The following is a 23,278-nucleotide window of genomic DNA, read 5'->3' as shown; positions in this document are numbered from 1 at the left end:
AACAATTCCGGAATGGGCGGCGCCGGTGGTTTCGGTGGCGGCGGCGGCGGAGGTGGTGATGTTATTAACACATCGGCTGGCGGCGGCGGCAATGGCGGCTTCGGCGGCGGAGGCGGCGGCGGAGGAGGATCATCCAATGTTGCCGTGTATGGACCTTTTGTAGGTGGCTTCGGTGGCATCGGCGGCGGAGTCGGCGGCAATGGGAATGAAGGCGGCGGAGGAGGGGGCGCGGCATTCGGCGCCGCAGTTTTTGTTCGCTCCGGTGCGACCATCACCTTTGCCAATTCGTCGACCGATGCCGGCTCGCTCACGGCGGGCACCGGCGGTGGCAGTGGCCTCGGGCATGCTGGCGGTGCGGGAACCGCCGCGGGAGGCTCACTATTTCTTATGGGAGGCAACGCCAATTTCAGCGTGGCACCCGGAACTACTCAAACCATCGCCGGCAGTATCGCCGAGTCCGCGAGCAGCAGCATCATCGTGGCCGGCGGCGGAACGCTGGTGCTTTCAAGTCCATCCAATGTTTTCTCAGGCGGCACGACGGTCAACAATGCCACGACTCTCTCGGTTGCCGCCGACGGCGCGTTGGGCGCGGCGGGCGGCGGAGTGGCTTTGAACGGAGGCAGCACGCTGCAGGTAACCGGGACGGCCTACAACTCGACTTCCCGCGCCATCACGCTCGGCGCCGGCGGCGGCAGCGTCAATATCACCAACATCGCCAACGCGCTGGTTGTCTTCCATCCGATCGTCGGCAGCGGCGGTCTCAACTATGTGGGGCCTGGCGAACTTCTTCTCGGCGCGGCCAACACATTTGCCGGCCCCGTTACGATTGCCGGCGGAAGGCTCATCGCCAACTATGGCTACGACGGCGCCGCGGCCACATTCAACACGACGAGCACCATTACAATCAACAACGGCGGCACACTCCAATTGGGTAATCTCGGAGGCGCCAACAACGTGCTCGGCTCTGGTCTCAATGCTCCCAATGTGAGCATCCCCGCGATTACGATCAACGCCAACGGAATCCTGACGACGGGCCTCGGCACAACGCACAACGTGGGCCAACTGACGCTCAACAGCGGCGCCACGATCGCCGGCGATCCGTCCCCGCCAGCACCCTTCGGCGATTTCACCTTCAATAGCGCCGTTACAGCTAATCCAGTCTCAAGTGACGCAAACATCGCGGCGCCTGGTGGTATCGACCTGCGCATCAGTATCCCATTCAACGTCGCGGCCGGAGTCGGCAAGCTGAACGTGTCGGCCGTTCTCCGCGACGAAGTGGGAACCACGGGTGGGATCACCATGAACGGTCCGGGCACCATGGTTCTCAGCGCAAACAATACGTATAGCGGCGCCACGACGGTCAACAACGGCACTCTCACCACCACCACGACAGGCACGCTCGGCGGCGGCCCATTGGCCGTCAACGGCAATAGCGGCGCGGCCTCCGTCTTGAATCTCGGCAAGAACCAATCGGTAACTGGCCTGTCGGGCACGGTCTCAGGCGGCTCGGCGCGGGTGAACGTCGGCTCAGGCGCCGCGCTCACTGTAAATCAGTCGACGGGCACGACGTTCGCTGGCACGATCGCTTTGGCGTCCGGAGCAACTGCTGGAACCGGCGGAGTGCTCGTTAAGTCGAACGTTGGCACGCTGGAGATCGACGGCGGGCTGTCGCTCGGCAACAACAGCTCGCTGGCGGCCAGCGGCGGAAAACTACGAGCAAGCATTGCTTCCGGCTTGGCAAGCGTCGGCAACGGCGTGACAGCCAACATCACCGGCAGCGGTGTCTTGGAACTGGCCGGCTCGGTCTCTGCCTTGGGCACGACGATCCCGGCCAATCGAGTCGCGATTACCAACGGCAGCAACGCTGCCGCGGGCCTCTTGATCTCCGCCGGAAATCAACAAGTCGGCGGCATCGGCGGGACGGGCAATACCCAAGTCAACGCCGGTGCCAGCCTCACCGCCGACCACATCGTTCAGAACTCGCTGATCATCGGCGGGGCGGCCGGCAGCCCGGCGCTGTTGACGATCGACGCGAGCGATGCCTCGGGCAATCCGTTGGCTCAGTCGAGTGGTTTCGTGCTGGCCAGCTCTCTTGATCCCATCGAGACAATTGACGCTGGATCGGTCAATCCGTCGAACTCACTGGCCAATGACGGATCGTCGGCAAGCGATTTGATCTTGGGCGCCGATACTCTCGCCAGCGGTAATCTCGGCGGCAGCGCAGCGACGGTCCCAGAACCTACGACGATGCTGCTGGCTCTGCTCGGCTCGGCTTCACTCGGCTGCTTGGGGCGGCGAAAGCGAAAGTAAGCGGCGAGCAGTCATCGCTGCTGCTTGTGCCTTGTCGGCGTACGGGCCTTATCCGCAATTGACCGCTTGAAGCGAGGCCGAGAGCCTCACTCTCAGCCATTCATACCAGCCTGTTCTGGCTCTCGGGATTCAGCATCTCTCCGCAAATCTCCTTGTGTTCGCGGCGCGCGGGTAGTAGCCTGGGAGGGATTGCCCTCTTCAATCTGTTTCGAGGAGCGCATTATGTGCTTACGCCATTGCTTCCGAGTCGCGTTTGGCGTCTTTTGCTCGCGACGATTTGTTCTCAGTTGGATCAAGACCGCGGTCCTCATCCTGTCGGTCGTCGGAGTGAGCAACTCCGCGCTTGCCGCCAGCGGCACATGGGGCGGGGGCGCCGGCACCGGGGCTTGGCAGACCGTCGGCAACTGGGTCTTTGGGCGGCTTCCCGGCGCTACCTCGGGCACCACCAATCCGGATACGGCCACGTTTAACGGCACCGGTAACATCACCCAGATTGTTCCCGACGCCGGGCGTAATCCGGAGAGCATCACGTTTGACACGGCGGCCCCAAGCTACACAATTGGCACGTCGAACGGAAACCCCCTGGTCTTGACCTCCGGCGGGACAATCCAGATCGCCAGCACGTTGTTTAGCGGCAGTCACTTTACCGAGACGATTGACGCTCCGCTGACGCTGGAAGGAGATTACACTTTGGCCGACAACAGCGCGAACACGGGGGTCTTGCTGGACCTTGGAGGCACGATCGAGAGCGGGATCTTCGGACTTCAAACCCTCGTAGTCTCCGGTTCCGGCGCCACGACCATCGCCGGCGCAATCAATGACGGGGTTGGCACCATGGCACTGGATATGAACGGTTCTGGCACGCTGACCTTGAGCGGCAACAACACCTTCATCGGCCCCACCAGAGTCAACGCTGGGGCTCTGCAGCTCGGCGACGGCACGACGAACAACGGTTCGGTCGTCGGCTACATCCTCGACAATGCCGCACTCGCTTTCGCTAACCCGAATGCCCAGAGCTATGCGCGTGCCATCAGCGGCACGGGCTCCCTCACCAAGTCTGGCGCCGGCAGGCTGACCTTGAGCGGCAACAACACCTTCACCGGCACCACCACGATCAGCGCTGGAACTCTGCAGCTCGGCGACGGCACGACGAACAACGGTTCGGTTGCAAGCAACATCACCGACAATGCCGCGCTGGTTTTCGCTAACCCGAATGCCCAGAACTATGCGGGTGCCATCAGCGGCACGGGCTCCCTCACCAAGTCTGGCGCCGGCGCCCTGACTCTCGGCGGCAACAATACCTTCTCCGGTGGCGTGACGCTGAGTGCGGGGACAGTCGTCATTGGAAACAACAACGCGCTCGGAACCGGCACACTTACGGCGGGCGGCGGAACGCTGCAAGCGGATGGCAACGGGCCATACACCCTCAGCGACGCCGTCACCCTGAGCAACACGCTGACCGTGGCCGGCGGAAACAGTTTCACCTTGGCCGGCCCGATCAGTGGCAGCGCGGGAATCGTGAAGACCGGCGCCGGCACGCTCACGCTTTCGGGCACGAACAGCCTCTCCGGCGCCATCACCGTCAACGCCGGGACGCTTCAACTGGCCAACTCCACTGTCCTGGGCACGAGCACGGTGGTCCTGAACGGGGGCACGTTGCGCGCCTCGTCTGCTCTTGTCGCCACGGCTTCGTTGGCCGGTTTCGGCGGTACGAGCACGAGTGTCACCGGCGCCGGGACCGGTTGGACCGTCAACAACACGGCGATCACCAGCAACCCGATCAACAGCAATGTGCTCACGTTGACCGACGGCGCAGTTTTTGAAGCTCGCGCGGCCTATTCGAATACGCTTCAGCCCATCGCGCTAGGCGCCAATGGCTTCAATGCCTCGTATACGTACACACCAAGCAGCCCGAATCTGGCGACAGCCGCGGATGGGGTCGTGTTCGTCCTGCAAAATGATGCGCGAGGTTTGAACGCCATCGGCGGGTTGGGCGGGGGCTTCGCCTACACCTCGGAAAACGGCACACCCGTCCAGCCGAGCGTCGCGATCGCACTGAATATCTGGGCCGGTCACGTGATCGGCACGAACCTGCTCACGAACGGCAATCCCAACAACGACACCTATCTGCCGGTCGCGCCGGTCAATCTCGTCAGCGGCATTCCGATCGACGTCTCACTCGCGTTCAATCCAATCGCCCAAACGATCACCGAAACGCTCAACGAGGAGAACACCACCAACACGTTTACTCACGTCTACTCGGCCGGCGACCTGGCGGCCGCGATGGGCAGCGACAACGTTTACGTCGGATTCGGCGGCGGGACCGGCTACGATGTCTCGACCCAGACGATCAGCAAATTCAGCTACACCGTGACGGCTCCGGCGGTGTCCGTCAACAACGTGGTGCTCAATGGCGGGATCAATTCGACGATCGACGTGGCCGCCACCGCTGCGGGACCAACGGTGACGATCGGCACGCTGAGCGTCGGCAAGGGCATGGGCACTGCGCTGAACGTCACCGCCACGACTGCTCCGATGAACCAGGCGTACGACCTGACTATCGGGGTGACGACGCTGGCCGGCGATGTTGCCTTCAATGTTGCCAATAATGGCGCTGGGACCGGTACGCTAACTTTGGGCGCCGTCAGCGACGGAGGCTCAGATAGTTCGATTACGAAGACTGGCGCCGGCACGCTCACGCTTTCGGGTACGAACAGCCTCGGCGGCGCCACTACCGTGATGGGCGGGACGCTCAATACGGCCGGCAGCGGCACAATCGGCACCGGCGCGCTTACGATCAGCACCATCAGCGGGGCCGTCTCAGCCGTCAACCTCGGCAATAGTCAGACCGTGAGCAGCCTCTCCGGCACGCTCTCCGGCAGTGTTCCGACGCTCGGCGTCGCCGCGGGAGTCATGCTAACCGACAGTCAATCGAGCGGGAACACCTTGTTTCCCGGTCTGTTGATTAACTCGGGTGCGTTTATTAAGTCCGGCAACAGTTCTCTTGAACTCAATGGCGCCCCAACCTTGAACGCCAACAGCGTGTTGCAAGTCAACGGCGGCACGTTGCGATTCAACATCTTCATTGGCGGCGCGGCCACGATCGGCACGGGCGTGACCACGACCGTCTCCAGCGGTGCCACGCTCGAACTGGCTGGCTCGGTCTCGGCGCTGTCCTCCGGCTCCAACCGCGTGAACATCACGAACAACAGCGGCGCCGCCGCCGGGATCCTTGTCTCCGGCACGCATCAGCACGTCGGCGGGATTGACGGCAACGGCACCACGCAGGTCAACGCCGGGAGCGATCTAACCGCCGATCACATCGTGCAAAGCGCGCTCGTGATCGGCGGCACGGCCGGATCGCCGGCCCTCGTGATGATCGACGCCAGCGGTGCCTCGGGCAATCCTTTGGATCAGTCGAGCGGACTTGTCTTGGCCGATTCGTTGATACCCAGCGGCCCATTTGGAGCGGGCGACATCAGTTCTGCTAACTCGATCGGCGGCACCAGCGGCGGCGCCGATCCAGAGATCTCGTTGCTTGGCTCTTCCACCGTGGGCGGCAACGCATCGTTGGTTCCCGAGCCGTCCGCGCTCGTTCTGATGCTCGTCACGCTTTCGAGCGTAGTTGGCGAGGGGATCGTACGCCGGCGCCGTGCTCGGTGAAACCGATCTCAGTTTCCTTGCATTCGTCGCGCGTGGGTATTAGCCTAACGGTGGCTGCCGCCTCTTCTACTCTTGCAACGAGGAGCGCATTTATGCGCAGGTCGCATCGTTTCGCCGTCGCGTTGGCCGCCGTGCTCTTGATTCTCCGCGGCGAACCGGCCCACGCAGTGACTCGCAATTGGAACGTCGGGGACGGCGACTGGACCGTGCCGGGCAACTGGTCACCTGTCGGTGCGCCTTCCACCGGCGACACGGTAAACATCGTGTTCACCGATGGAGTCGCTCGCACGGTGACGTACGATGGCTTTATTATCAAAGGGCCCTCGCTTGGTTTGCTGTCGATTGATTTGACCGGAGCGGGCGCCACGACCGCGACGCTCTCGATACCATACAACAACAGTCTGACCGCCAACGGGATCCTCATCGGCGGCTATTCCGGCGTCGGTCCGACCGCGGGCAGGGGCGCGCTCAATCAAACCGCTGGAACCGTCACCACGAATCCCGGTTGGGATCTTGTCGTGGGCTACGGCGCCGGCTCGACGGGGGTCTATACGCTCAGCGGCACAGGCGCGCTCGTGGCTAACCAGTCCGAATACGTCGGCTTATATGGCACGGGCACGTTCACGCAGACGGCCGGCTCGAACACGATCGCCACGGCCACCGGGTTTCTTGACGTCGGCACCTACGCCGGCGCCATGGGCACCTACAATCTCGGCGGCACGGGCACGCTGGTAGCCAACACGAACGAATACGTCGGCGACGTCGGCACGGGCGTTTTCAACCAGACCGGCGGCACGAACACTGGTAATGCGAATCTATTCATCGGTTACAACGCCGCTGGGACGGGAGGGATGTATGCTTTGAGCGGCGGCAATCTACTGATTTCCAGTGGTAGCGAATACGTCGGCTACAGCAGCGCAGGCACCTTCGTCCAGACGGGTGGGAATAACACCATCCGTGGCGGATCCGGTGGAGGAAGTGGAGGAGGAACCCTCTACCTCGGCAGAAACGCGAGTGCGACGAGCGGTTCTTACACCTTAAACGCCGGCAATCTGCAGACCAGTGTCGACGAGGAGATTGGCCTCAACGGTACAGGCGTGTTCACTCAAACCGGCGGCGCCAATGTCAGTGGCGCCATTGACCTCGGTGGCAACGCCGGTTCGATGGGCACCTACACCCTCAGCGGCGGCACCGCTACCCTTGGCGGCTTTGTCGTTGTCGGATCCGGTCCGGGCGGCACGGGCGTCTTGGCCGTCAGCAACACCGGCATCCTCACGGTTGGCGGCACGCTCGTTGCGTTCAACACGGCCGGCAGCGTCATCAATCTCAGCGGCGGAACGATCAATGCCGCGGCACTCAATTTCAACGGCGTTCCCGCCCTCTTGAATTGGACCGGCGGCACCCTCAACCTGACATCCAGTGTCACGTGGGACTCCAGCGCCGCGTCAACTTCCACCTCCGCCGCCTTCGGCGCGGCGTTGACGTTAGCGGCCAACCAGACGCTGATCGTCACCGGCAACGAGGCACTCGGCGGCGTCGGCTCGTTCAGCTTCGAACTCGGCGCCGGAAGTTCTCATGTTGTCAGCGGCTCGATCACCTTGAACCCCAATGGCACGCTCACCCAGGACGCCGGCAGCAGCCTCTCCTTCGCATCATTCGCACAGGTTGGCGGCACCTTCAACGGCACACTCCAAAACCAGAACACATTCACGTACGCCGGTGGTCTGTTCAACGGCCAGCTAATCAATGCTGGAACCGTGGCCTTCAACGCCCCCTTCACCGCCGCCAATGGCCTGATTAACTACACGAGCCTGGCGATAGGAAGCGGAATCACGCTCACTCTCAATGGGGCCGGTCTGGATAACGAAGGCACGTTCACGCTTGCCGGCGGCACAATCAACGGCGGCGGACTTCTGCTGAACAATGCCCTGCTCGCGGGCACCGGCGCGATCGGCGGTTCCGCTGGCTTCACCAACAATGCCCAAATCTCAATCAGCGGCGGCAACCTCGCTTTGAGCAATGCGGGCCCCAACGCCAACGCGGGCAATATCGGCATTGCGGCGGGCCTACAACTGCGGCTCACTGGCGGAAGCGTGGCCAACTCCGGCGCGATCAACCTGAGCGGCGGAATCGTCGCCGGCACGTCCACGCTAAACAACAACGCGGCGGGCACGATCGGCGGGCACGGCACGATCGCCACCCCGTTTAGCAACGCGGGTTTCCTCGTGCCCGAGTCTGGTACGATCAACGTCGTTCAGGCCTTCACCAACACCGGCCTGATTCAATTGACCGGCTTCAACTCCAGTCTCGCCGGTGGCGCGATCAACAACATGGGAAGCATCCGCGGTGTCGGCAATCTCGGCAACGCCGTCGTCAACAATGGCACCATCGAGGCGTTCGGCGGCGGAATCCTGGCCGTCACCGGCACCGTGCAGAATCCGACCACCGGATTGCTCACGGCTGGCACCGGCAATCAACTGGTCGTCGTCCCCGGACTAGTGGCCAACGCCGGGATCATCAATCTCACCGGCGGCACTTTCGACAATGGCGGCCAGCCGCTCAACAACACCGGCCAAATCAGCGGCTGGGGCATTTTCCGCACCGGCGGCGCGGGGCTAGACAACAATGGAAGCGTCACACTCAGCGGCGGCACGACCACCGTGAACGGCCCGGTCACGAATGAAAACGGCAAGACGATCGTCGTCGCTTACAACCCGGCGATCTTCACTGGACTCGTCACCAACAACGGCGGCGGAACGTTCAACATTATCAGCACCACAGCCACCTTCGCTGGCGGCTCCAGCGGCACGTTCGGCGGCCCGTTCACCAACAACGCCAATTCCGCGTTTTCCGAAGGAGGCAACGGGACGCTTGAAGTCGATGGCGCCGCGAGGCTGGACGCGGCCAGTTCGCTGGTGGTCAACGATTCGAGCACCTTGCGGTTCAAGGCGACGAGCGGCGCGGCCACGATTGGAACCGGCGTCACCGCGAAGGTCAACAACAGCGCGACGTTGGAACTGGCCGGCTCCGTCTCGGCGCTTAGTAGCGGATCCAGTCGAGTGAACATCATGAACAACAGCAGCGCCGCCGCCGGCATCCTCGTCTCCGGCACGCATCAACAAGTCGGCAACATTGATGGCTCGGGAACCACTCAGGTCAATGCCGGCAGCGATCTGACGGCTAATCACATCGTCCAGGGGGCGCTAATCATCGGCGGTGCGGCCGGCAGCCCCGCCCTAGTGACAATCGACGCCAGCGATGCCTCGGGCAATCCGCTGGGCGAGTCGGGCGGCTTTGCCGTGGCTGGTTCTTTGCAGTCGAGCGCTCCGTTCGCTTACGGCGCGCCGGGTCCATCGGGCTTAGATCCCCCGAGTGTCGAAGGCTTCAGCGGCAATCCGATTCCGGCCGGGCCATTCGCGAGCGGCGCCACTGTGGCCAGCAATCCCTCGGCCGTGCCCGAGCCTTCGACGGTTGTGTTGGCAGTGCTCGCGCTCTTCGGTGCGATGGCGATGGTGCGGCGCTCGCATCAGTGTAGTCGTCATGCTCCGCGAGGCGACGATCCTCACGATGGAGCGTGAGGAGTACACTCAGGCGCGCCCGGTGGCACTGGCCAGCGAAGTCGGCCAGTGCTGACGTGCGAGTCGCGTAGGGTGCGTCAAGTCCGAGCGGACGCACCGGGAGTTGTCTCCCGCTTCACGATGCGTTAGAGCCTATCCGAGAACCACCTGGGCAAAGGGGACAGTCCCCGTTTTGCTCCGCGGACTGCGCAAAAAGGGGACAGTCCCCGGCGGTTCTCGGATAGGCTCTTAGCGCTTCGCTCGACGCATCCTACGTCGGAGTCGCCGTATGAAACGAGTCTGTCGATGTCACTCAGGGCCATTCAATCGACCACGAGCGTGCTGCGGAGCAGCGATAGGCTTTTGGGCACGGCGCTGCGCGGGTCTTCCTTGCCTTCGAATTCCAGCGTCACGTAGCCGTGGTACTTGTGCCGCCTCAGCATCGCGCCGATGCGGGCGTAGTCGAGGTCGAGCGAATACCAAAGCCCGCCGCCGTAGTACGTCTTGGCATGGACCAACGTCGCATATTTGGCGATCGCGTCGAGCTTGTCGTAAGGGTCTTCGAGAAAATTGCCGATGTCGCAAGTCACGCGCAGCCACGGCGAGTTCACTCCTTCAACGACGCGGAGCACGCCCTCGGGAGTGCGGCCGAGGCCCCAATGGTTTTCCAGGCCCATCGTCACGCCGCACTTCTCCGCCGTGGGGATGCACTGCTGGAAGCAATCGATCACCCATTTAAAGCCCTCTTCCTCCGTGCGGCCGGCGGGCGTCGGCTCGATCCCGCGGTGAGCCATCAGATCGTCGAAATCCTTGCTCGTGCCCCAGGTGCCGGTCTGCACGCGCATCGAGGGGATGCCCAAGGCATACGCCTGTTCGAGACAGAAAATCGTATGCTCGACGTTCGTGCGGCGCTTGGCGGCATCGGCCGTGAGGAAAGTCTGGTGCGTGGAAAAGCCGTGCAGGTCGAGGCCCTGAGTAAACGCCCGCCGCTTCAACTGCTGGAGATAGGGAAAGTCGTCGTGCTCGAGCTGGACCTGGAGCACGTCGACCGAGTCGAATCCCCACATGGCGGCCAGATCAATGCACTTTTCGACGCTGTGATAGTCCGGGTTCCGGAACTGCCAGAGCGAATATGTCGCCAACCCGATACGCAGCGGCTGCGAAGAGGCCGGTCGCGTCGTCGGCTCCTGCTGCGGTGTGGCCGCAAGCGCCGGAGCAGCGATTGCCGTGCCAGCCACTGCGGCCGCAGCCAAGAATTCTCGACGAGTCTTTGACATGGAGTGTCCTTTCGAGTTGACGACCGCTGCGCGGCGGCGCTGAATCATCGATCGCGCTCAACATAGTGTCCTAAGATCTTGTCGCTGAATCAATGGCCAACGGCGGGCTTTCCGCAGGCTGCATTGAAAGCGGCGGCGGTTGGGCTTCGACTGCTCGAAGAAATGGGATTGCATCGTTAGAGCCTATCCGAGAACCGCCTGGGCAAAGGGGACAGTCCCCGTTTTGCTCCGCGGACTGCGCAAAAGGGGGACAGTCCCCGGCGGTTCTCGGACAGACTCTTAATCTCATCCTCGTAATCCGCCGGTCTCGTGAAACTCAATCCGATTTCCAAACGGATCTTGCACGAAAAAACGCCGCCACGGCGCCGGGCGTCCCTCCTCCGTCGTCACGCCGGCGGCCTGCAACTTCGCTCGCAATCCGTCGACGTCAGCACACTCAAGACCAAAGTGTCGATAGGAGTCGGCTCCCGCCCGCTGTTCCTCCACCGAAACATGCACGTCCAATCCGCCAGCATCAAACCAAACACCGCCGCGATCGCGTATCGGCTCCGGCTTGGGGATTTCCCGCAAACCCAAAAGCCCGGCATAAAACGAACGCGCAATGTCCTCACATCCCTTCGGCATGGTCACGTTGATGTGGGAAAGCCGCATGATGCTCAATGACGCCTGACAATTGTTGACTGCGTTTGAACGTGGCGTCAACGGGCCGCCAGATTCCGGCCGCATTATCCCCGACCGCCGGCAGCAGGAGCAAGCGATTCGTGGAGTCACGGGACGCTGAGCGACTGACTCCGGGCAGGGGAGGTGCCCGAGGATTGCCTGCGCGGCAGAGCTTGCTCGCCTGTCGCTAGAACTTCCACAAATAGGCTTCGGGAATAAACTTCCTAATCCGATCCTGCTCTGATCGAGGGACTGTCGTTGGCAGCCAAATGACCACGACGACTTCGTCGCCAAGAATCGTCCGCATCATCGTTCCGGCAGGCGAGTCGTGTTGATCCTTGCTGCCGATCGACGCGATCGCTTGATCTGGCCAGTTGGGAAACCGGTTCCAGAACCCGGCCGTAGTGCGGACGGTAGAAAAAAAGCCGCCACCGTTGCTTTCGATATCTGCCAGTACCGCCCTCCGGTCGTGAACCATCTCCGCTTGCCGCGCAATATAGCCACACGCCACGCCGAGCAGCGTGACGCCGATCAGCAGTGTTCGCAGGCTGAATTGGAATCGGCGGCGAGGCTTCTCATCTGCGTGAGCCCCGCGGTTGGCGCCGCCGGACGCACGCGACTGCCGTCGCAGCGTCGCCAGTATACGGCGCAAGCTATTTCCGTTGAGAAGCAATACGACGGTCACGACAATCGCCACGTCCATCGTTTCCATCCAGGCTAGTATGGCCGCATTGTCCTCGACCGCGGGCAGTCGGAGCGAGGGATTCTTGCCGCCAATTCGACAACGAAGATGCGGTTAAGGGATGATCGCGTGCAACGCAAACGGAAGACAGGTGGCTTCCGCCATTATGCACGCAACGTAGGCCCAGTGGCCGGCGATGGATTGAAGACCGCGACCCTCCAAGGATGCAACCGACGATCCAACGCAACCGAAAGCGATTACGAACGCCAAAAACGTTACATGAAAACTGCCGCCTAATGAATTAACGCACCACCGACCGGCCGCGATCGCCAGCAACAGCCAGGCCATCGCGCGGAGAATCCGTCCAATCGACAATTGAAACGGCATGCTCATAGCCGCATTATCCCCGACTGCGGGCAACCGGAGCAAGCGAGTCCAACCGAGTCACTTGGAGTAACGATAAGTCCCGGCTCATCGCGCAAACGTCTCGGCTGGGATTTCGACTGTTCCCAAGGAATTAACGCCGGGGCGTATCGTGAGCGTAAATCGCCCGTGGTTCCACTTGGCCGGCTTGGAATCGATAGAAACATCGTCAAGCTTGGATGCCCGTTCGTGCCATGCGGCGAACACCCATTGCCCGACCGGAACATTCTTGATGGTGAATCGCCCGTCGTCGTCGCTGACGGCAAAGTACGGATCATCCGACACATAGACGAATCCTCGCAACCAATCATGGGCATTGCACTCGATCTCGCCCGGATACCGCCGAGCCTTGGTAACTCGCACGACTGCCCGCGACATGGAATCGACGCGGACTCGTGGGCCAATTTCTGTCGGATTGAAGCTGAAAAAGCACGAGTCATCGTCAAAGTTGTCGATAACGAGCGCCTGGGTGTCTCTTAAGCCGACCACGCGGGGGACAAGGTGGCCATCGAAGATCGAAATGATGACCGGGTCGGAATTCGGCTTCTCGTCGGCGATCGCGGGTGGTCGCCCGCCGTCGGCGCCGCGCGCCAAATACACGATAACGTTCGCTAGCGCCTGCTGTTCGCCGGACACGCTAAGAGAGTCATCCGTAATCCGCTTGCCCGTACGCGGCATGATCGGGCCAAAGACAATCGGTGGAGCAAGCTTTCCGTGAACGAGGAATCGGCCGGTTAGTTCGCCCGAGACTCGATGATCCGCCGGCTTTGGTTCGGTGACTTGCCCGCACGCCCGCGCCGCCCGTAGCCAGCGTAACGACAATCCGTCGGGAACCGACGCAACGCCTGCGTGCGCTACGAAAACGCAAAACGCGATGGTGAACTTGGCGGCGCTCATGTTGCGGTAGATTGCTCTCAGACCGAACTGGATTGTCATGGCCGCATTATCCCCGACCGCGGGCGGCTGGATGCTTGGCCGTGCCAGCCGAGTCACCTGCTCACGGTTTGAGGAACAACTTTTCGTCGAGCGGCTTATCGTATGGCGTCATTTCCGTAAGATGAAGATCAGTGTCCGCTTTTTTGTCCGAGAACGTTTTGCACCTGAATGGCTGCTTCGTCTCCTGCACGTCTCGATAGTCCGAATAAACGGCTTCTTCATCGTGCTCCTTGCCGTCGTCCAGGTTCTTGAATTTGCCTTGGACCTTCACAAGCAGATGGGTTTCCTTGTCGAAATACAGCTTCAACGGTTCGTGTCGCTCGTGCTTGACAAGGATGCCAACTGCCTTCCGTCCGTCAACCTCGGTCTCGTCGAGGATGGACAAGTGGAAATCCTCGGCTTTCAAGGGAAAAAGCTGGGTTGCCCAGTTGTCGTACATCAATTCCTGTCGGTCCTTCAGTCGCTCGCCCGAAAGCGTCTCGGTCTCCTGGTCGTCGTCTTTCTCCCACACGTCCTTGCCATTGAAAACCTCGATTCTCCTGAGTTTATTGTCTTCATCAAACGACATAATCCGCCCCTTGTCGCTGCCGTCAAAGTAGGTCTCGTAGGAACAGGGAGTCTGCTTGTCGCCGTCGTACCATGTGCCCTTGCTCTTGCAGTGCAGACGAGTCAACTTGAGCAATTCAGACTCGCCGCCATGAGCCTTGATGCCGTCGTCGAGGATCGCCTTGGCGTCGGCCTGATCGTCGGCCCTCGCAACACGAGCTAGTGAAACGGCCAGGACAAAGGCTCCGAAAAACAACTTGCGCATTCCAGGCCCTCCAACGATTCGAGTAATGCGATCTCCGGGAATTGCCGCATTATCCGCGACCGCGGACAGCCGGAGCAAGCGATACGCGCGGCCGGGCGGTGATACCGGTGCCGATTTGCCAAGGAAAAACTAGCCGGTGGGCATCCCTGGGTCGCTGTCCGACAGCGGTATGGTTCGCAAGATCCAATAGCCCATCATCATTACAAGTACGAGAATCGCCCGATCAAGAGCGATGCGGGCGAAACGACGCCCGCGCAATGATTCAATCGCCGCCCAAAAACAGTTGAAGGCGAGTATGAACCCAAAGGCCGTTACTGTCGAATCACCGCCGACTGAGATGACTCCCCACCCACCGGCCGCTATCGCCAGGCACAGCCACCCCAAGGCGTAAGAAATCGTCCGCTTCGAGAGTTGAAACGACATGCTCATGGCCGCATTATACCAGCGCGTGAAAAACCCCGCCGAGAACCTTGGGCCAATCCGCCGCCGCTTCCAGTTCCGCGTGCGGAGGCTGTTCGAGGTTGTGAGGTTGTTGGCGGTTCTTATCGGCGGCCGTCGCGTGGGTTGTTCAAGATCGGTTCCGCTTAATGACGGCCGAACGATGTCGCGTCTTCGCGGAAGTTGGCGAGCGCGCGCTCTAAGATACGACGCACTTCCTTCTCGACTTCTTCGACGTTGCGGCGTTCCTTGGGCAGCGCCATCCAGCACGCCAGAATCGCGGAGCGAACGGCTTGATCGACGTGACCCGGCCCGAACATCTCACTCATTTTCTCCATCGGGTTCTCGCCGCTGTCATCGTCACCCTTCTCGAACGCGTGGTGGACATGGACTGCCATGCGGGCCTCCTTCTGGGAGATAGATAATTCGTGATATGCCGACCGACGCTGGTTGACCCAGCATTAAGCGACAGCGATTCTCGCTTTCAGCGGCTCGTCTTGCATGGCCACATTATCCCCGACCGTGGGCAGCCCGAGCAAGAGATACGCGGGGTGGCGTGCTGACTCACTCCGTGCTGCAATGCGGGAGGTCAGGGCCATTCAATCATTAGTTCTGCTGAGGAAGCAAATAAATAAAGCCTTCCCGAATCCGTCGAAGCCCGTCCTCCCCTCCAGGGATATCCCCGCTGTCGACTCCCACGAGCTTGCCCTCACGGAATAACACCAGGACATTCGAATAGTGAAGATAAGCCGTGATGTCGAGCGACTCTGCACTCCCGTAGACTTTGAATGAGCCCGCTTTCACCTCGCCCGATCGCAACGGCTTCGCCTTAAATATGGACTCGACCTCGGCCTCGGTCATCCCAATCTTCAGCCGTGCAGCGTTATACTCATCACGTAGCGCTCTGTTCTTTTTCAAGGCAGGCGCGCGCTTCGCCTCAAGCGCTGGCGAGAAGGCAAGAAAAACCGCCGTTAGGCCCCAGTCCACATGCGAAGGAGCAGGGTGTGCTGCTATCTCCTTTTCCAGATCGGCAATTCTGACGGCGTTACTCTCGGTCGCACGCTTGAGGTAGCCAAAGTCGCCGATCTCGATTCGCGGGGTTTTAGCCCACTCCGGGTTCCCCGGTGGCGGTTCGACAAGTTTTTCAAACTTATCGTCAACAAATATCGCCCAAATCTCGCGGCCGTTGTTGCTCAAGGGTCCTCCATCGACGCCGTAGCTGATCGCAGAAGCACTTTTTCCATTATATTCGGTCGCCGTCTGGAAATTGCCGCGCCAATCGAGTTCATTGAGAATTTCGGTCTTTGATCTTCCCGGACGGAATGCCGCGTAATCAGCGGAGGAAAGTAGGGCGCTTGCGGATTGTGGCTCGGCGCGGCCTCCGAGACTGTCCGTATGGCTCAAGTTTTCATCTTTCGCCTTATTGTCACTTGGGGCGCCGCCGCACCCTGACAGAAACGCGATCGCCAGCATCAGTTGGAAAGCGCAACAAGAATCGTACGGAGAGGACGCGTCCATACCCCCATCATACCAAGTCCTGTGGTCGATGCAGCGGGACGCGGGCGGCTCGATTCTGGGCGAACGCAAACGCCCGGCTGACACTGTTAATCGCGAAGCCATCGGAGTGGGCCCAGCACGAGAGGCAATCTATTCCCGATGAGGATCAACACGACGGCAAGAAGAATCCCCACGTCGATCGTTTCGATTTGGGCTAGCATGGCCGCATTGTCCCCGACCGCGGGCCGCCGGAGCAAGGGATACTCTCAGCCGCATAACGCGGGACGGCCATCTGGCTGAATCGATTCGCCGCTCGATGCTCGCGCTCATCGGCTACCGGAGTGATCTCACGTCCGCCTTCGCTTGTTAGTTCCGCCCTGCCGCCCACAGAATCCCGTTTGTCAGAATTGCCTTGTAGGCGATGTCATCAAACAGCACCGGCGAATGACCCATGAAAATATAGACGTTGCGTGCTTTGATCTTATCGTTCGTCCAAATCACCGGATGATCTCCCATCTTCACGCGGCCATTGGGGATATAGGTCGACTCATCCACGCTAGCGATCACATGCACATTTTGGCGGGGACTTTTGTCGTACGTGTACCATTCTTCCTTCTTGATGACGAACGAGGCCGGGATGCCCTTCATCACCGGATGATTTGCGTCTTCGACGTTGACTATTCCCGAAGCGAATTTGGGAATGTAGTCTTTCCAGATGATGCCGCCCATGAACTGGTCATACCAAGGCCAGACATGGTAACCATCAAAATCGCCGAGCAGCGATGCGTGATGCAGGCCCACCCAACCGCCCCTGCCTTCGGTCAGGTATTTCTGGAACGCCGCCATGGCGGTGGGACTCCAGCCGTACGGTGGATAGTTCAGTTGCAGAAAAAGCTGGTAGTGCGAAAGAAACTCATCGTTGATCCGGTCGGCGTTCTCGATGTAGTCCAGCGTGAAGTGCTGCTTTGCCGCCTGATCCGCAAGCCAGGACTTTGCCGCGGCAACGAACGGAGCGTGCACGCCGCCGGTCTCAGCCATCACGAGCACGTGAAACGGCGGTGGACCAGTCGCGACCTTCGGATTATTAGTTTGACAGCCAACGAGAATGCAGAAGGCAATCGCATTGGCACAGCGACCAAAGCGGTTCATATTGATTCTCTTCCGACTGCGACTGCGGATGCGGCGCCGGCGTCGCAGCTACGAATTCGTTATTGAGAGTCCGCCCAAAAGATCGCGTCGCGCACCAGCACTTCGAAATCGCGGTTCAAGCAGAGCGAAGCATCATGGCCGATGGCGATGTAAACCATCCGCCGATACTTCTCATTGATCCAAATCATGGGATGATCACCCATCGGCTTCTTCTGCTTGTAGGTCGATTCATCCGCGTGCGCCAGCACGTGAACGTGCGGCCGCGGGCTCTTATCAAACTCGTACCACTCATCGGAGATGACCATCCGGTCGGGAAGGTTTCTGGTGATGGGATGATTGTGATCCTCGACGACCAGCGTGCCCTTCTGATACGGCGGGTGAGGCGAATAGACCACACCGCCCAGGAAGGTTTCGAACCAGCTCCAGTAAGTCATGCCGGGCGCCAGAAATTCCCGGCCGGTCAGCCCAGCCGCATGAATGCCAACCCAGCCGTGCCCCTCCTCGATGAATTTCTGTAGAGCCGCCTGCTCCTGCGGGGTCATATCAAACGGCGCTTCCTGCAATTGAACGAAGACCTGATACCGGGCGAGATTGGCATCATTGATGACCGTGTCGTCATCCGTAATATCCACATCGAAATGGTTGTCGGTTGCCATCATCTTCAACATGGGAGCCGCGGCCGCGATCATTTTCGAGTGGTCTTTGGCGCGTGAGGTGACGACGAGCACGTTGAAGGTGGGCTGCGTTGTCGCACTTGTTGGGGACGGCGTGCTATTCGCACACCCGCATAGAGCGACAACTGCGATTGAGATGCCAAGGGCTTGGAAGAGGATCATGATGCTAGTCTGGGGTGATTAGCCGCCCGACAAATCGCGTCCGCTCACGCACAATCTCAGCCCGCCGTCCGACATCACCGCCGACCACCGTCAGCAACGCGACGACGATCGACAGTGAGCGCAGGCTTAGAGCCTATCCGAAAACCGCCGGGGACTGTCCCCCTTTTGCGCGGGCACCATCGCCGCGATGGTCGGCGGAGCAAAACGGGGACTGTCCCCTTTGCCCAGGCGGTTTTTGGGTAGGCTCTAAACTGAAAACGCCGCTTCGCTGTCGCATTATCCGCTACCGCGGGAGGCCGGAGCAAGGTGTAATCGCCTTAGCGCTCCTCGCCTGACGCAGCGCTTCATCCTGTCTCTCGCACCACGTCTGCTTGCAATCTGCGGCAGGTGAGGATGATAATATCGGCCGATGGAAGAAAACCGCTCCGACCAAACGAACTAAAGAAACACCGCCACGCAGCAAGAGACCGCTTCTGCTTCCGCTCCCGACGCAAGCTCTGGAGGTTGCGACAATGCCTGCTTCATCCACCGGTCCGCTGCATGGCACTCATATCGAGGCTCCCTATGCGACGAATTGGGCGGCCGTTTGGAGTGGGACGGTCATCGCCTCTTTTTTAGTCGTTTTCGGCGTGGCAAGAGTTTTCTGGCCCGCGGCACCGCCACCCGCCCTTGAGCAAACGCCCTCGCTTCAGGATTTCTCAGCCCCGACAATGCAGATCCATCCGCCGGCTCTGTTGGCCGCCTCTATCGCTCAAATCTCGTTGTCCGGCTCCGAATCCGCGCTCGATTTCGATCCGCGGCCGACGCTAGCGCATCGCGACGCACTACAGACGTTGGCGCCTGCCAAGAAGGAAGATCCGACCGCCCATTCGACCGCGGCCTTGCCATCTGGGCATCCAGACCGCGCCAACGACAAACGATTGTCCCGTGCTCGGCAGAATTCAAGGGACCTCGTCGAAGCGGTTGTCGATCGAGGATTGGCCGGTTTGGATCATGTGCAGAGCGCCGAAGAATTATCGCGCGATTTGCAAATGAATTCGATTGAACTCGATTTGCTTTCGTTGCCTGGCATCGTCAAGTCGGTGCCGAACGCAGCGGCCGGCAAACGTGGGTCGACCACCGTGCTTGTGCTTGCGGAGAATTCGTTGATTCCCGACCTTGCCTCGCGCCATCCCGAATTGGCGGGCATTCCGTTCCGTCGCGGCGCGACCTGTCGAAAGTCGCCGGGCGAGGCGGAAGAAATCCAAAAGATTGCGTCCGGCCTGCATCGGTTCTTGGATCGTATGCCGCTCGTTGAGGAGTCGAGCCGCGGGTATCCCGCTCTTAGTATCGAAACAGCCCGCAAATTGGGCGCGCCTTTTGAATCGGAACTCCTTACGATCCTGAGCAACGACCCTCACATTCATGAATTCACGGCCACTTCGACGCTCGTGCAAATGCTCCAACCACACGACCAAACCGTTCGGCTGCAACTGATCGCATCGCTTGATATTATAAAATCCCTAGAGGCCAGTGCGGCGCTCGCCGATCGCGCGATCTATGACCTTTCGAGCGCAGTGCGGAAATCGGCTTGCGACGCTCTTAAGGATCGGCCGAAATCCGAATATCGCCGACAACTTCTCGCCGGGTTGCGCTATCCCTGGCCGCCGGTTGCCATTCACGCTGCGCGGGCGTTAGTTGCGGTCAACGACGTCGGGGCGCTTCCCGAACTGAACAAAATGCTGGAACAGCCGGATCCCAGTCTGCCGTTCAAGAATGATAAGGGCGTTTGGGTCAAGTCGGAATTGGTGCGGATCAACCACCTGCGCAACTGCTATCTGTGCCATGCTCCGTCGCTCTCGGAACACGATCCGATTCGCGGCCTCGTTCCGACTCCTGGCGAACCCTTGCCGCGAGCGCAAGTCTACTACCAGGGCGCGTCCGGCAGTTTCGTCCGCGCGGATGTGACCTATCTCAAGCAGGATTTTTCGGTCGTGCATGAAATCCGCGATATGGGTTCCGATCCTTGGCCGAAGATGCAGCGATTCGACTACGTGATGCGCACGCGCGAGGCAACCACGGACGAGATCGCTACCGCTGCCGTACCGGCGGCCGCCAAGGAGCGGGCAGATGACTATCCGCAGCGCCAGGCAGTAATGCGTGCCCTCGAAGGCTTGTGGGAAACAGCGGCCGACGGCGGCGTGAAGTCCTCGGACGCATCGCGGAAGGAACCGTCTAGGCTGGAATAAAGGAGTCGTCGCGGTTCTCCGCCGCCACCGCTGGTCTTGAAGTCGGCGATCACCGGACATCCGATTCCGGTAGCACGAGATCCATCACGCCGACCAACGGAATCCAAAAGTCCTCGCCGTACTCCGGATTCACCGACGGTGCCTCGACAGCCGCCTCGAAGGCCAGTGGCTTCGGCTCTGAGACGGCTCCAAACGCCGCCTTTCCATCCGCCAGCGAATCGCGAGGCAATATACCTATGCTCGCGCGGCCGCTCCGTTCATCGTATCGCCCAAGACGACCGTGCCGGCCTTGATGTTTTTGAGCAGGCCGATCAGCTTGGGGCGCCTCGGTTTGCATGCCCGCATTATTCGCGACCGCGGGCAGCCCGACAACAGATGATCGACCCATGGGAGTCACGATCCCCGCAGCCCACTGGCCAACGCATCGCCGGGCGGGATTCTCAACGTCCCACGGTTGACGCAGCGGGATGCGGGCGGCTTGATTCTGGGCGGTTGAGCGCGAGTCCTACTCCAATCCCTCCTGCGTCTTGTCTACCAATTTGCGGTCTTTGAAAGCCAACACCAACTTCCGCTTGCCCTGACTAACGGTCAGATCGAATCGAATGTCATTCAACTTGCCCAGGGCGACCGCAGAATCCAAGGATCCGGCGGCGCGTGTGTTCCGCGCTGCGTCCTGCAACAACGACAGTACCTCTTCCTGCGATAAGCCTGGACGGATTCTATCTGCGATCGCCTTCGTGAGGACCGGTGGCTCGGTCTCACCTAATGCGATCGCGGTGCTTGTACCGTCCAGCTCCTTCTCCACATCCTTCTCCTTCGGCGGAGTTTGGTTGTTCTGCCCGCAACCAGTCGGAGTGAGGAGCGACACGAACAGAGTCCATACGGGCAATAAGTGGCGGCGATGCGAGAGACGACTCATAGATATCTCCACTGCATGAGGTTGCGCAGGCTGAATCCAATCGTCGCATTATCTCCGCCCGCGGGCAGTCGGAGCAAGCGATGCTGGGGCCAGCGCAGGGCTTCTTACTTTTTCATATCACGAGGTTTGGGGCGACCACTTTAGTCACTAGCCCGAAGCGCAAGCGTGGGAATTCCCTTGGAAAGCCAGAACCCTCGCTGGCGCGTCGGGCTAGTGTGCGGTTTCCAAATTGAAAAAATGAAAGGTCCTGGGGGCCAGCGTGAGGCTGATTCACTCCTCGCGGCCGGACGCGAGGGCTTGGGGTCGCTGCAGCTTGCCGACTCGAACGAAAAACGATCAACAAGGCGAATTGGTATAGAAAGGCGATCGGACAACCAATCAACGCCGTTAACCATTGTCCGTTTACGATGCTATCGGCACTCCGATTACGGCGGCTGCGCAGCCAACTCCCGTAATGAGCGCCGCAACCACCAGCGCAACGTCAGCAAGGCGAGAAAACTCGATGCCATTGCGCCGCTCAACATACGTCGAGGGAAAATCAAATCCACAATGAGGGCATATCAACGCCATCTCGTCCAAAACACCTTTGCATTTCGGGCAGAATGCCATCAAGAGTCTCCAGGGTTTGCGAAAGGGGGTTGGGGCAACCTGTCGGATTGGTCTGCGGGATCGACTTCGAGGCGACCGTTGATAGAGGGCCGCACTCCACCGCCATCCTGGAACGCGAGCTTGGCACGCTGATAATCTGCCTCGCGCCTCTCTCGCACCGCCCGCCATTCTACACGACCGCGAGTGAAGAATCCGTCCGGAGGCGGCTCGGTCCGCATGGCCGCATTTTCCCGACCGCGGGCAGCCGGAGCAAGGCTGCCCAGGGCGATCGCGGCGTGCAGGAACGGGCTTCGATGATGAACGATCTACATTTGCCGACCGACCGCCTGGTGTCAGAGGCCGACGACGCGCTCGCATGACTTGTGGATTACGGACGAACTGGACGAACTTATCCGAACCAGCAGCAATGGCCAGGGAACAAAGACGGAGGCTAAGGAATGGCTCCAAAGGACCGGCTTTGCGACGACGAGGCTCAATCGGCGCCGGAGATAGGAGAAGAAGCCCTCATGGAAAGAGCTGCAAAACATCGTCCGACGCGTCCAGATCGTCCAGGAGCGGGTTCGGCCGTGGATTTCTTCAGTTCGTGCCGGGCGATTGGCCGAAACGCAATGGGCATTTTCGCCCTCGTTTTGGATCAGATCGCTGGCGGATGAAACGGTATTCCGAGCTGCCAATCGATTCCACTTTCGACCTTACGCATGGCCGGTTTATAACGGGCTAAGCTCTCACGCATGGAACTCGTGGTCGCAGTCATCAGCTCGAATCGGACCGAGCCCGATTGGATTTCACGCCCGAGTGGCTCAAATCCCACCTTGAGATACATGCCCAATATCTCGCGCCGGCCGATGGCAACAATTCTTGTCCCACCGCGCGATTCGATCCACCGCAGGGCCGCATACATCAGCAGGCCAGCGATCGGGCGACCTCGATACTCCGCGGCCACCGTCAGCAATCTAACATCGTACAGTCGATCGTCCGAAGGGAACGGCAGTTCCTGCCGGGCGAGATACTTGTCGATCGAATACCGTCCGTGCCCGGGTGGAGTGAGGCTGACGAAACCGACGATCTCGCCATCCAGCGACGCCGTAATGTAATCGTTGAAACCGTCGAGCGCGTCGGTTAGTAGTTCCTCGGGATTCTCGGCATGCTGGTGGAGTTCGCGAGCGTAAACCTGGTGTCGGAGCCGATAAACTGCTGCACGATCTTGATTCGTGGCCGGGGCAATTCGAATTCTGGTTTGAACCGGCGGCATGGCAAGCATAGTTGCTCCTTGCTTCGAGTCC

18 protein-coding genes are annotated in these 23,278 nt (G+C 60.5%); 5 read left to right on the top strand and 13 right to left on the bottom strand.

Going from position 1 to position 23,278, the window contains the following annotated elements; translation table 11 throughout:
• From VGY55_04085 to VGY55_04075, 3 genes are all read left to right on the top strand, one after another.
• Positions 1 to 2,310, top strand: a 2,310-nt coding sequence (locus VGY55_04085) for an autotransporter-associated beta strand repeat-containing protein (GenBank protein HEV2969145.1), incomplete at its 5' end; no start/stop codon positions are given.
• Between the two features lie 222 nt (positions 2,311 to 2,532).
• Positions 2,533 to 5,973 (top strand): autotransporter-associated beta strand repeat-containing protein, encoded by a 3,441-nt coding sequence (locus tag VGY55_04080; GenBank protein ID HEV2969144.1) that lies wholly within the window; start codon positions 2,533 to 2,535, stop codon positions 5,971 to 5,973.
• 92 nt (positions 5,974 to 6,065) lie between these two features.
• Positions 6,066 to 9,551 (top strand): hypothetical protein, encoded by a 3,486-nt coding sequence (locus tag VGY55_04075; GenBank protein ID HEV2969143.1) that lies wholly within the window; start codon positions 6,066 to 6,068, stop codon positions 9,549 to 9,551.
• 302 nt (positions 9,552 to 9,853) lie between these two features.
• Here VGY55_04075 and VGY55_04070 read toward each other — a convergent pair whose 3' ends face one another.
• From VGY55_04070 to VGY55_04025, 10 genes are all read right to left on the bottom strand, one after another.
• A complete protein-coding gene (locus VGY55_04070) occupies positions 9,854 to 10,807 on the bottom strand; it encodes a sugar phosphate isomerase/epimerase family protein (protein HEV2969142.1) in 954 nt (317 codons plus the stop codon).
• A 285-nt stretch (positions 10,808 to 11,092) separates the two neighbouring features.
• The gene (locus tag VGY55_04065; GenBank protein ID HEV2969141.1) at positions 11,093 to 11,458 is read right to left on the bottom strand and encodes a VOC family protein; all 366 of its coding nucleotides are present in this window, start codon (positions 11,456 to 11,458) and stop codon (positions 11,093 to 11,095) included.
• 196 nt (positions 11,459 to 11,654) lie between these two features.
• On the bottom strand, positions 11,655 to 12,170 hold the full coding sequence (locus VGY55_04060) for a hypothetical protein (protein ID HEV2969140.1): 516 nt from the start codon (positions 12,168 to 12,170) through the stop codon (positions 11,655 to 11,657).
• Positions 12,171 to 12,620: 450 nt separating this feature from the next.
• Positions 12,621 to 13,508: a hypothetical protein gene (locus tag VGY55_04055; GenBank protein ID HEV2969139.1), complete on the bottom strand. Its 888-nt coding sequence runs from the start codon at positions 13,506 to 13,508 to the stop codon at positions 12,621 to 12,623.
• Between the two features lie 61 nt (positions 13,509 to 13,569).
• On the bottom strand, positions 13,570 to 14,319 hold the full coding sequence (locus tag VGY55_04050; protein HEV2969138.1) for a hypothetical protein: 750 nt from the start codon (positions 14,317 to 14,319) through the stop codon (positions 13,570 to 13,572).
• Positions 14,320 to 14,448: 129 nt separating this feature from the next.
• Positions 14,449 to 14,748: a hypothetical protein gene (locus tag VGY55_04045; GenBank protein HEV2969137.1), complete on the bottom strand. Its 300-nt coding sequence runs from the start codon at positions 14,746 to 14,748 to the stop codon at positions 14,449 to 14,451.
• A gap of 155 nt (positions 14,749 to 14,903) precedes the next feature.
• Positions 14,904 to 15,155 (bottom strand): hypothetical protein, encoded by a 252-nt coding sequence (locus VGY55_04040; protein HEV2969136.1) that lies wholly within the window; start codon positions 15,153 to 15,155, stop codon positions 14,904 to 14,906.
• 208 nt (positions 15,156 to 15,363) lie between these two features.
• On the bottom strand, positions 15,364 to 16,230 hold the full coding sequence (locus VGY55_04035) for a hypothetical protein (protein HEV2969135.1): 867 nt from the start codon (positions 16,228 to 16,230) through the stop codon (positions 15,364 to 15,366).
• 390 nt (positions 16,231 to 16,620) lie between these two features.
• Positions 16,621 to 17,403, bottom strand: a complete 783-nt coding sequence (locus tag VGY55_04030) for a ThuA domain-containing protein (GenBank protein ID HEV2969134.1) — start codon at positions 17,401 to 17,403, stop codon at positions 16,621 to 16,623.
• Positions 17,404 to 17,462: 59 nt separating this feature from the next.
• Complete coding sequence (locus VGY55_04025) at positions 17,463 to 18,239, bottom strand: ThuA domain-containing protein (protein ID HEV2969133.1); 777 nt, start codon at positions 18,237 to 18,239, stop codon at positions 17,463 to 17,465.
• A gap of 512 nt (positions 18,240 to 18,751) precedes the next feature.
• Here VGY55_04025 and VGY55_04020 point away from each other — a divergent pair.
• Positions 18,752 to 20,467, top strand: coding sequence for a HEAT repeat domain-containing protein (locus VGY55_04020; protein ID HEV2969132.1), 1,716 nt, complete (start codon positions 18,752 to 18,754; stop codon positions 20,465 to 20,467).
• A gap of 49 nt (positions 20,468 to 20,516) precedes the next feature.
• Here VGY55_04020 and VGY55_04015 read toward each other — a convergent pair whose 3' ends face one another.
• Together VGY55_04015 and VGY55_04010 are read right to left on the bottom strand one after the other, a co-directional pair.
• Positions 20,517 to 20,855, bottom strand: coding sequence for a hypothetical protein (locus tag VGY55_04015; GenBank protein ID HEV2969131.1), 339 nt, complete (start codon positions 20,853 to 20,855; stop codon positions 20,517 to 20,519).
• 117 nt (positions 20,856 to 20,972) lie between these two features.
• Positions 20,973 to 21,386 carry a hypothetical protein gene (locus VGY55_04010; GenBank protein ID HEV2969130.1) on the bottom strand — a complete coding sequence of 138 codons (414 nt, stop codon included), beginning with the start codon at positions 21,384 to 21,386 and terminating at the stop codon, positions 20,973 to 20,975.
• Between the two features lie 638 nt (positions 21,387 to 22,024).
• On the opposite strand from VGY55_04010, the gene VGY55_04005 reads away from it, so the two are divergent.
• Positions 22,025 to 22,354, top strand: coding sequence for a hypothetical protein (locus VGY55_04005; protein HEV2969129.1), 330 nt, complete (start codon positions 22,025 to 22,027; stop codon positions 22,352 to 22,354).
• A gap of 275 nt (positions 22,355 to 22,629) precedes the next feature.
• Here VGY55_04005 and VGY55_04000 read toward each other — a convergent pair whose 3' ends face one another.
• On the bottom strand, positions 22,630 to 23,256 hold the full coding sequence (locus VGY55_04000) for a GNAT family N-acetyltransferase (protein HEV2969128.1): 627 nt from the start codon (positions 23,254 to 23,256) through the stop codon (positions 22,630 to 22,632).
• Positions 23,257 to 23,278: the final 22 nt, after the last annotated feature.

Source organism: Pirellulales bacterium (assembly GCA_035939775.1).
Lineage (GTDB): Bacteria > Planctomycetota > Planctomycetia > Pirellulales > DATAWG01 > DASZFO01.
The sequence above is the reverse complement of the archived record's forward strand: the minus strand, read 5'-3'. Positions and strand labels throughout refer to the sequence as shown.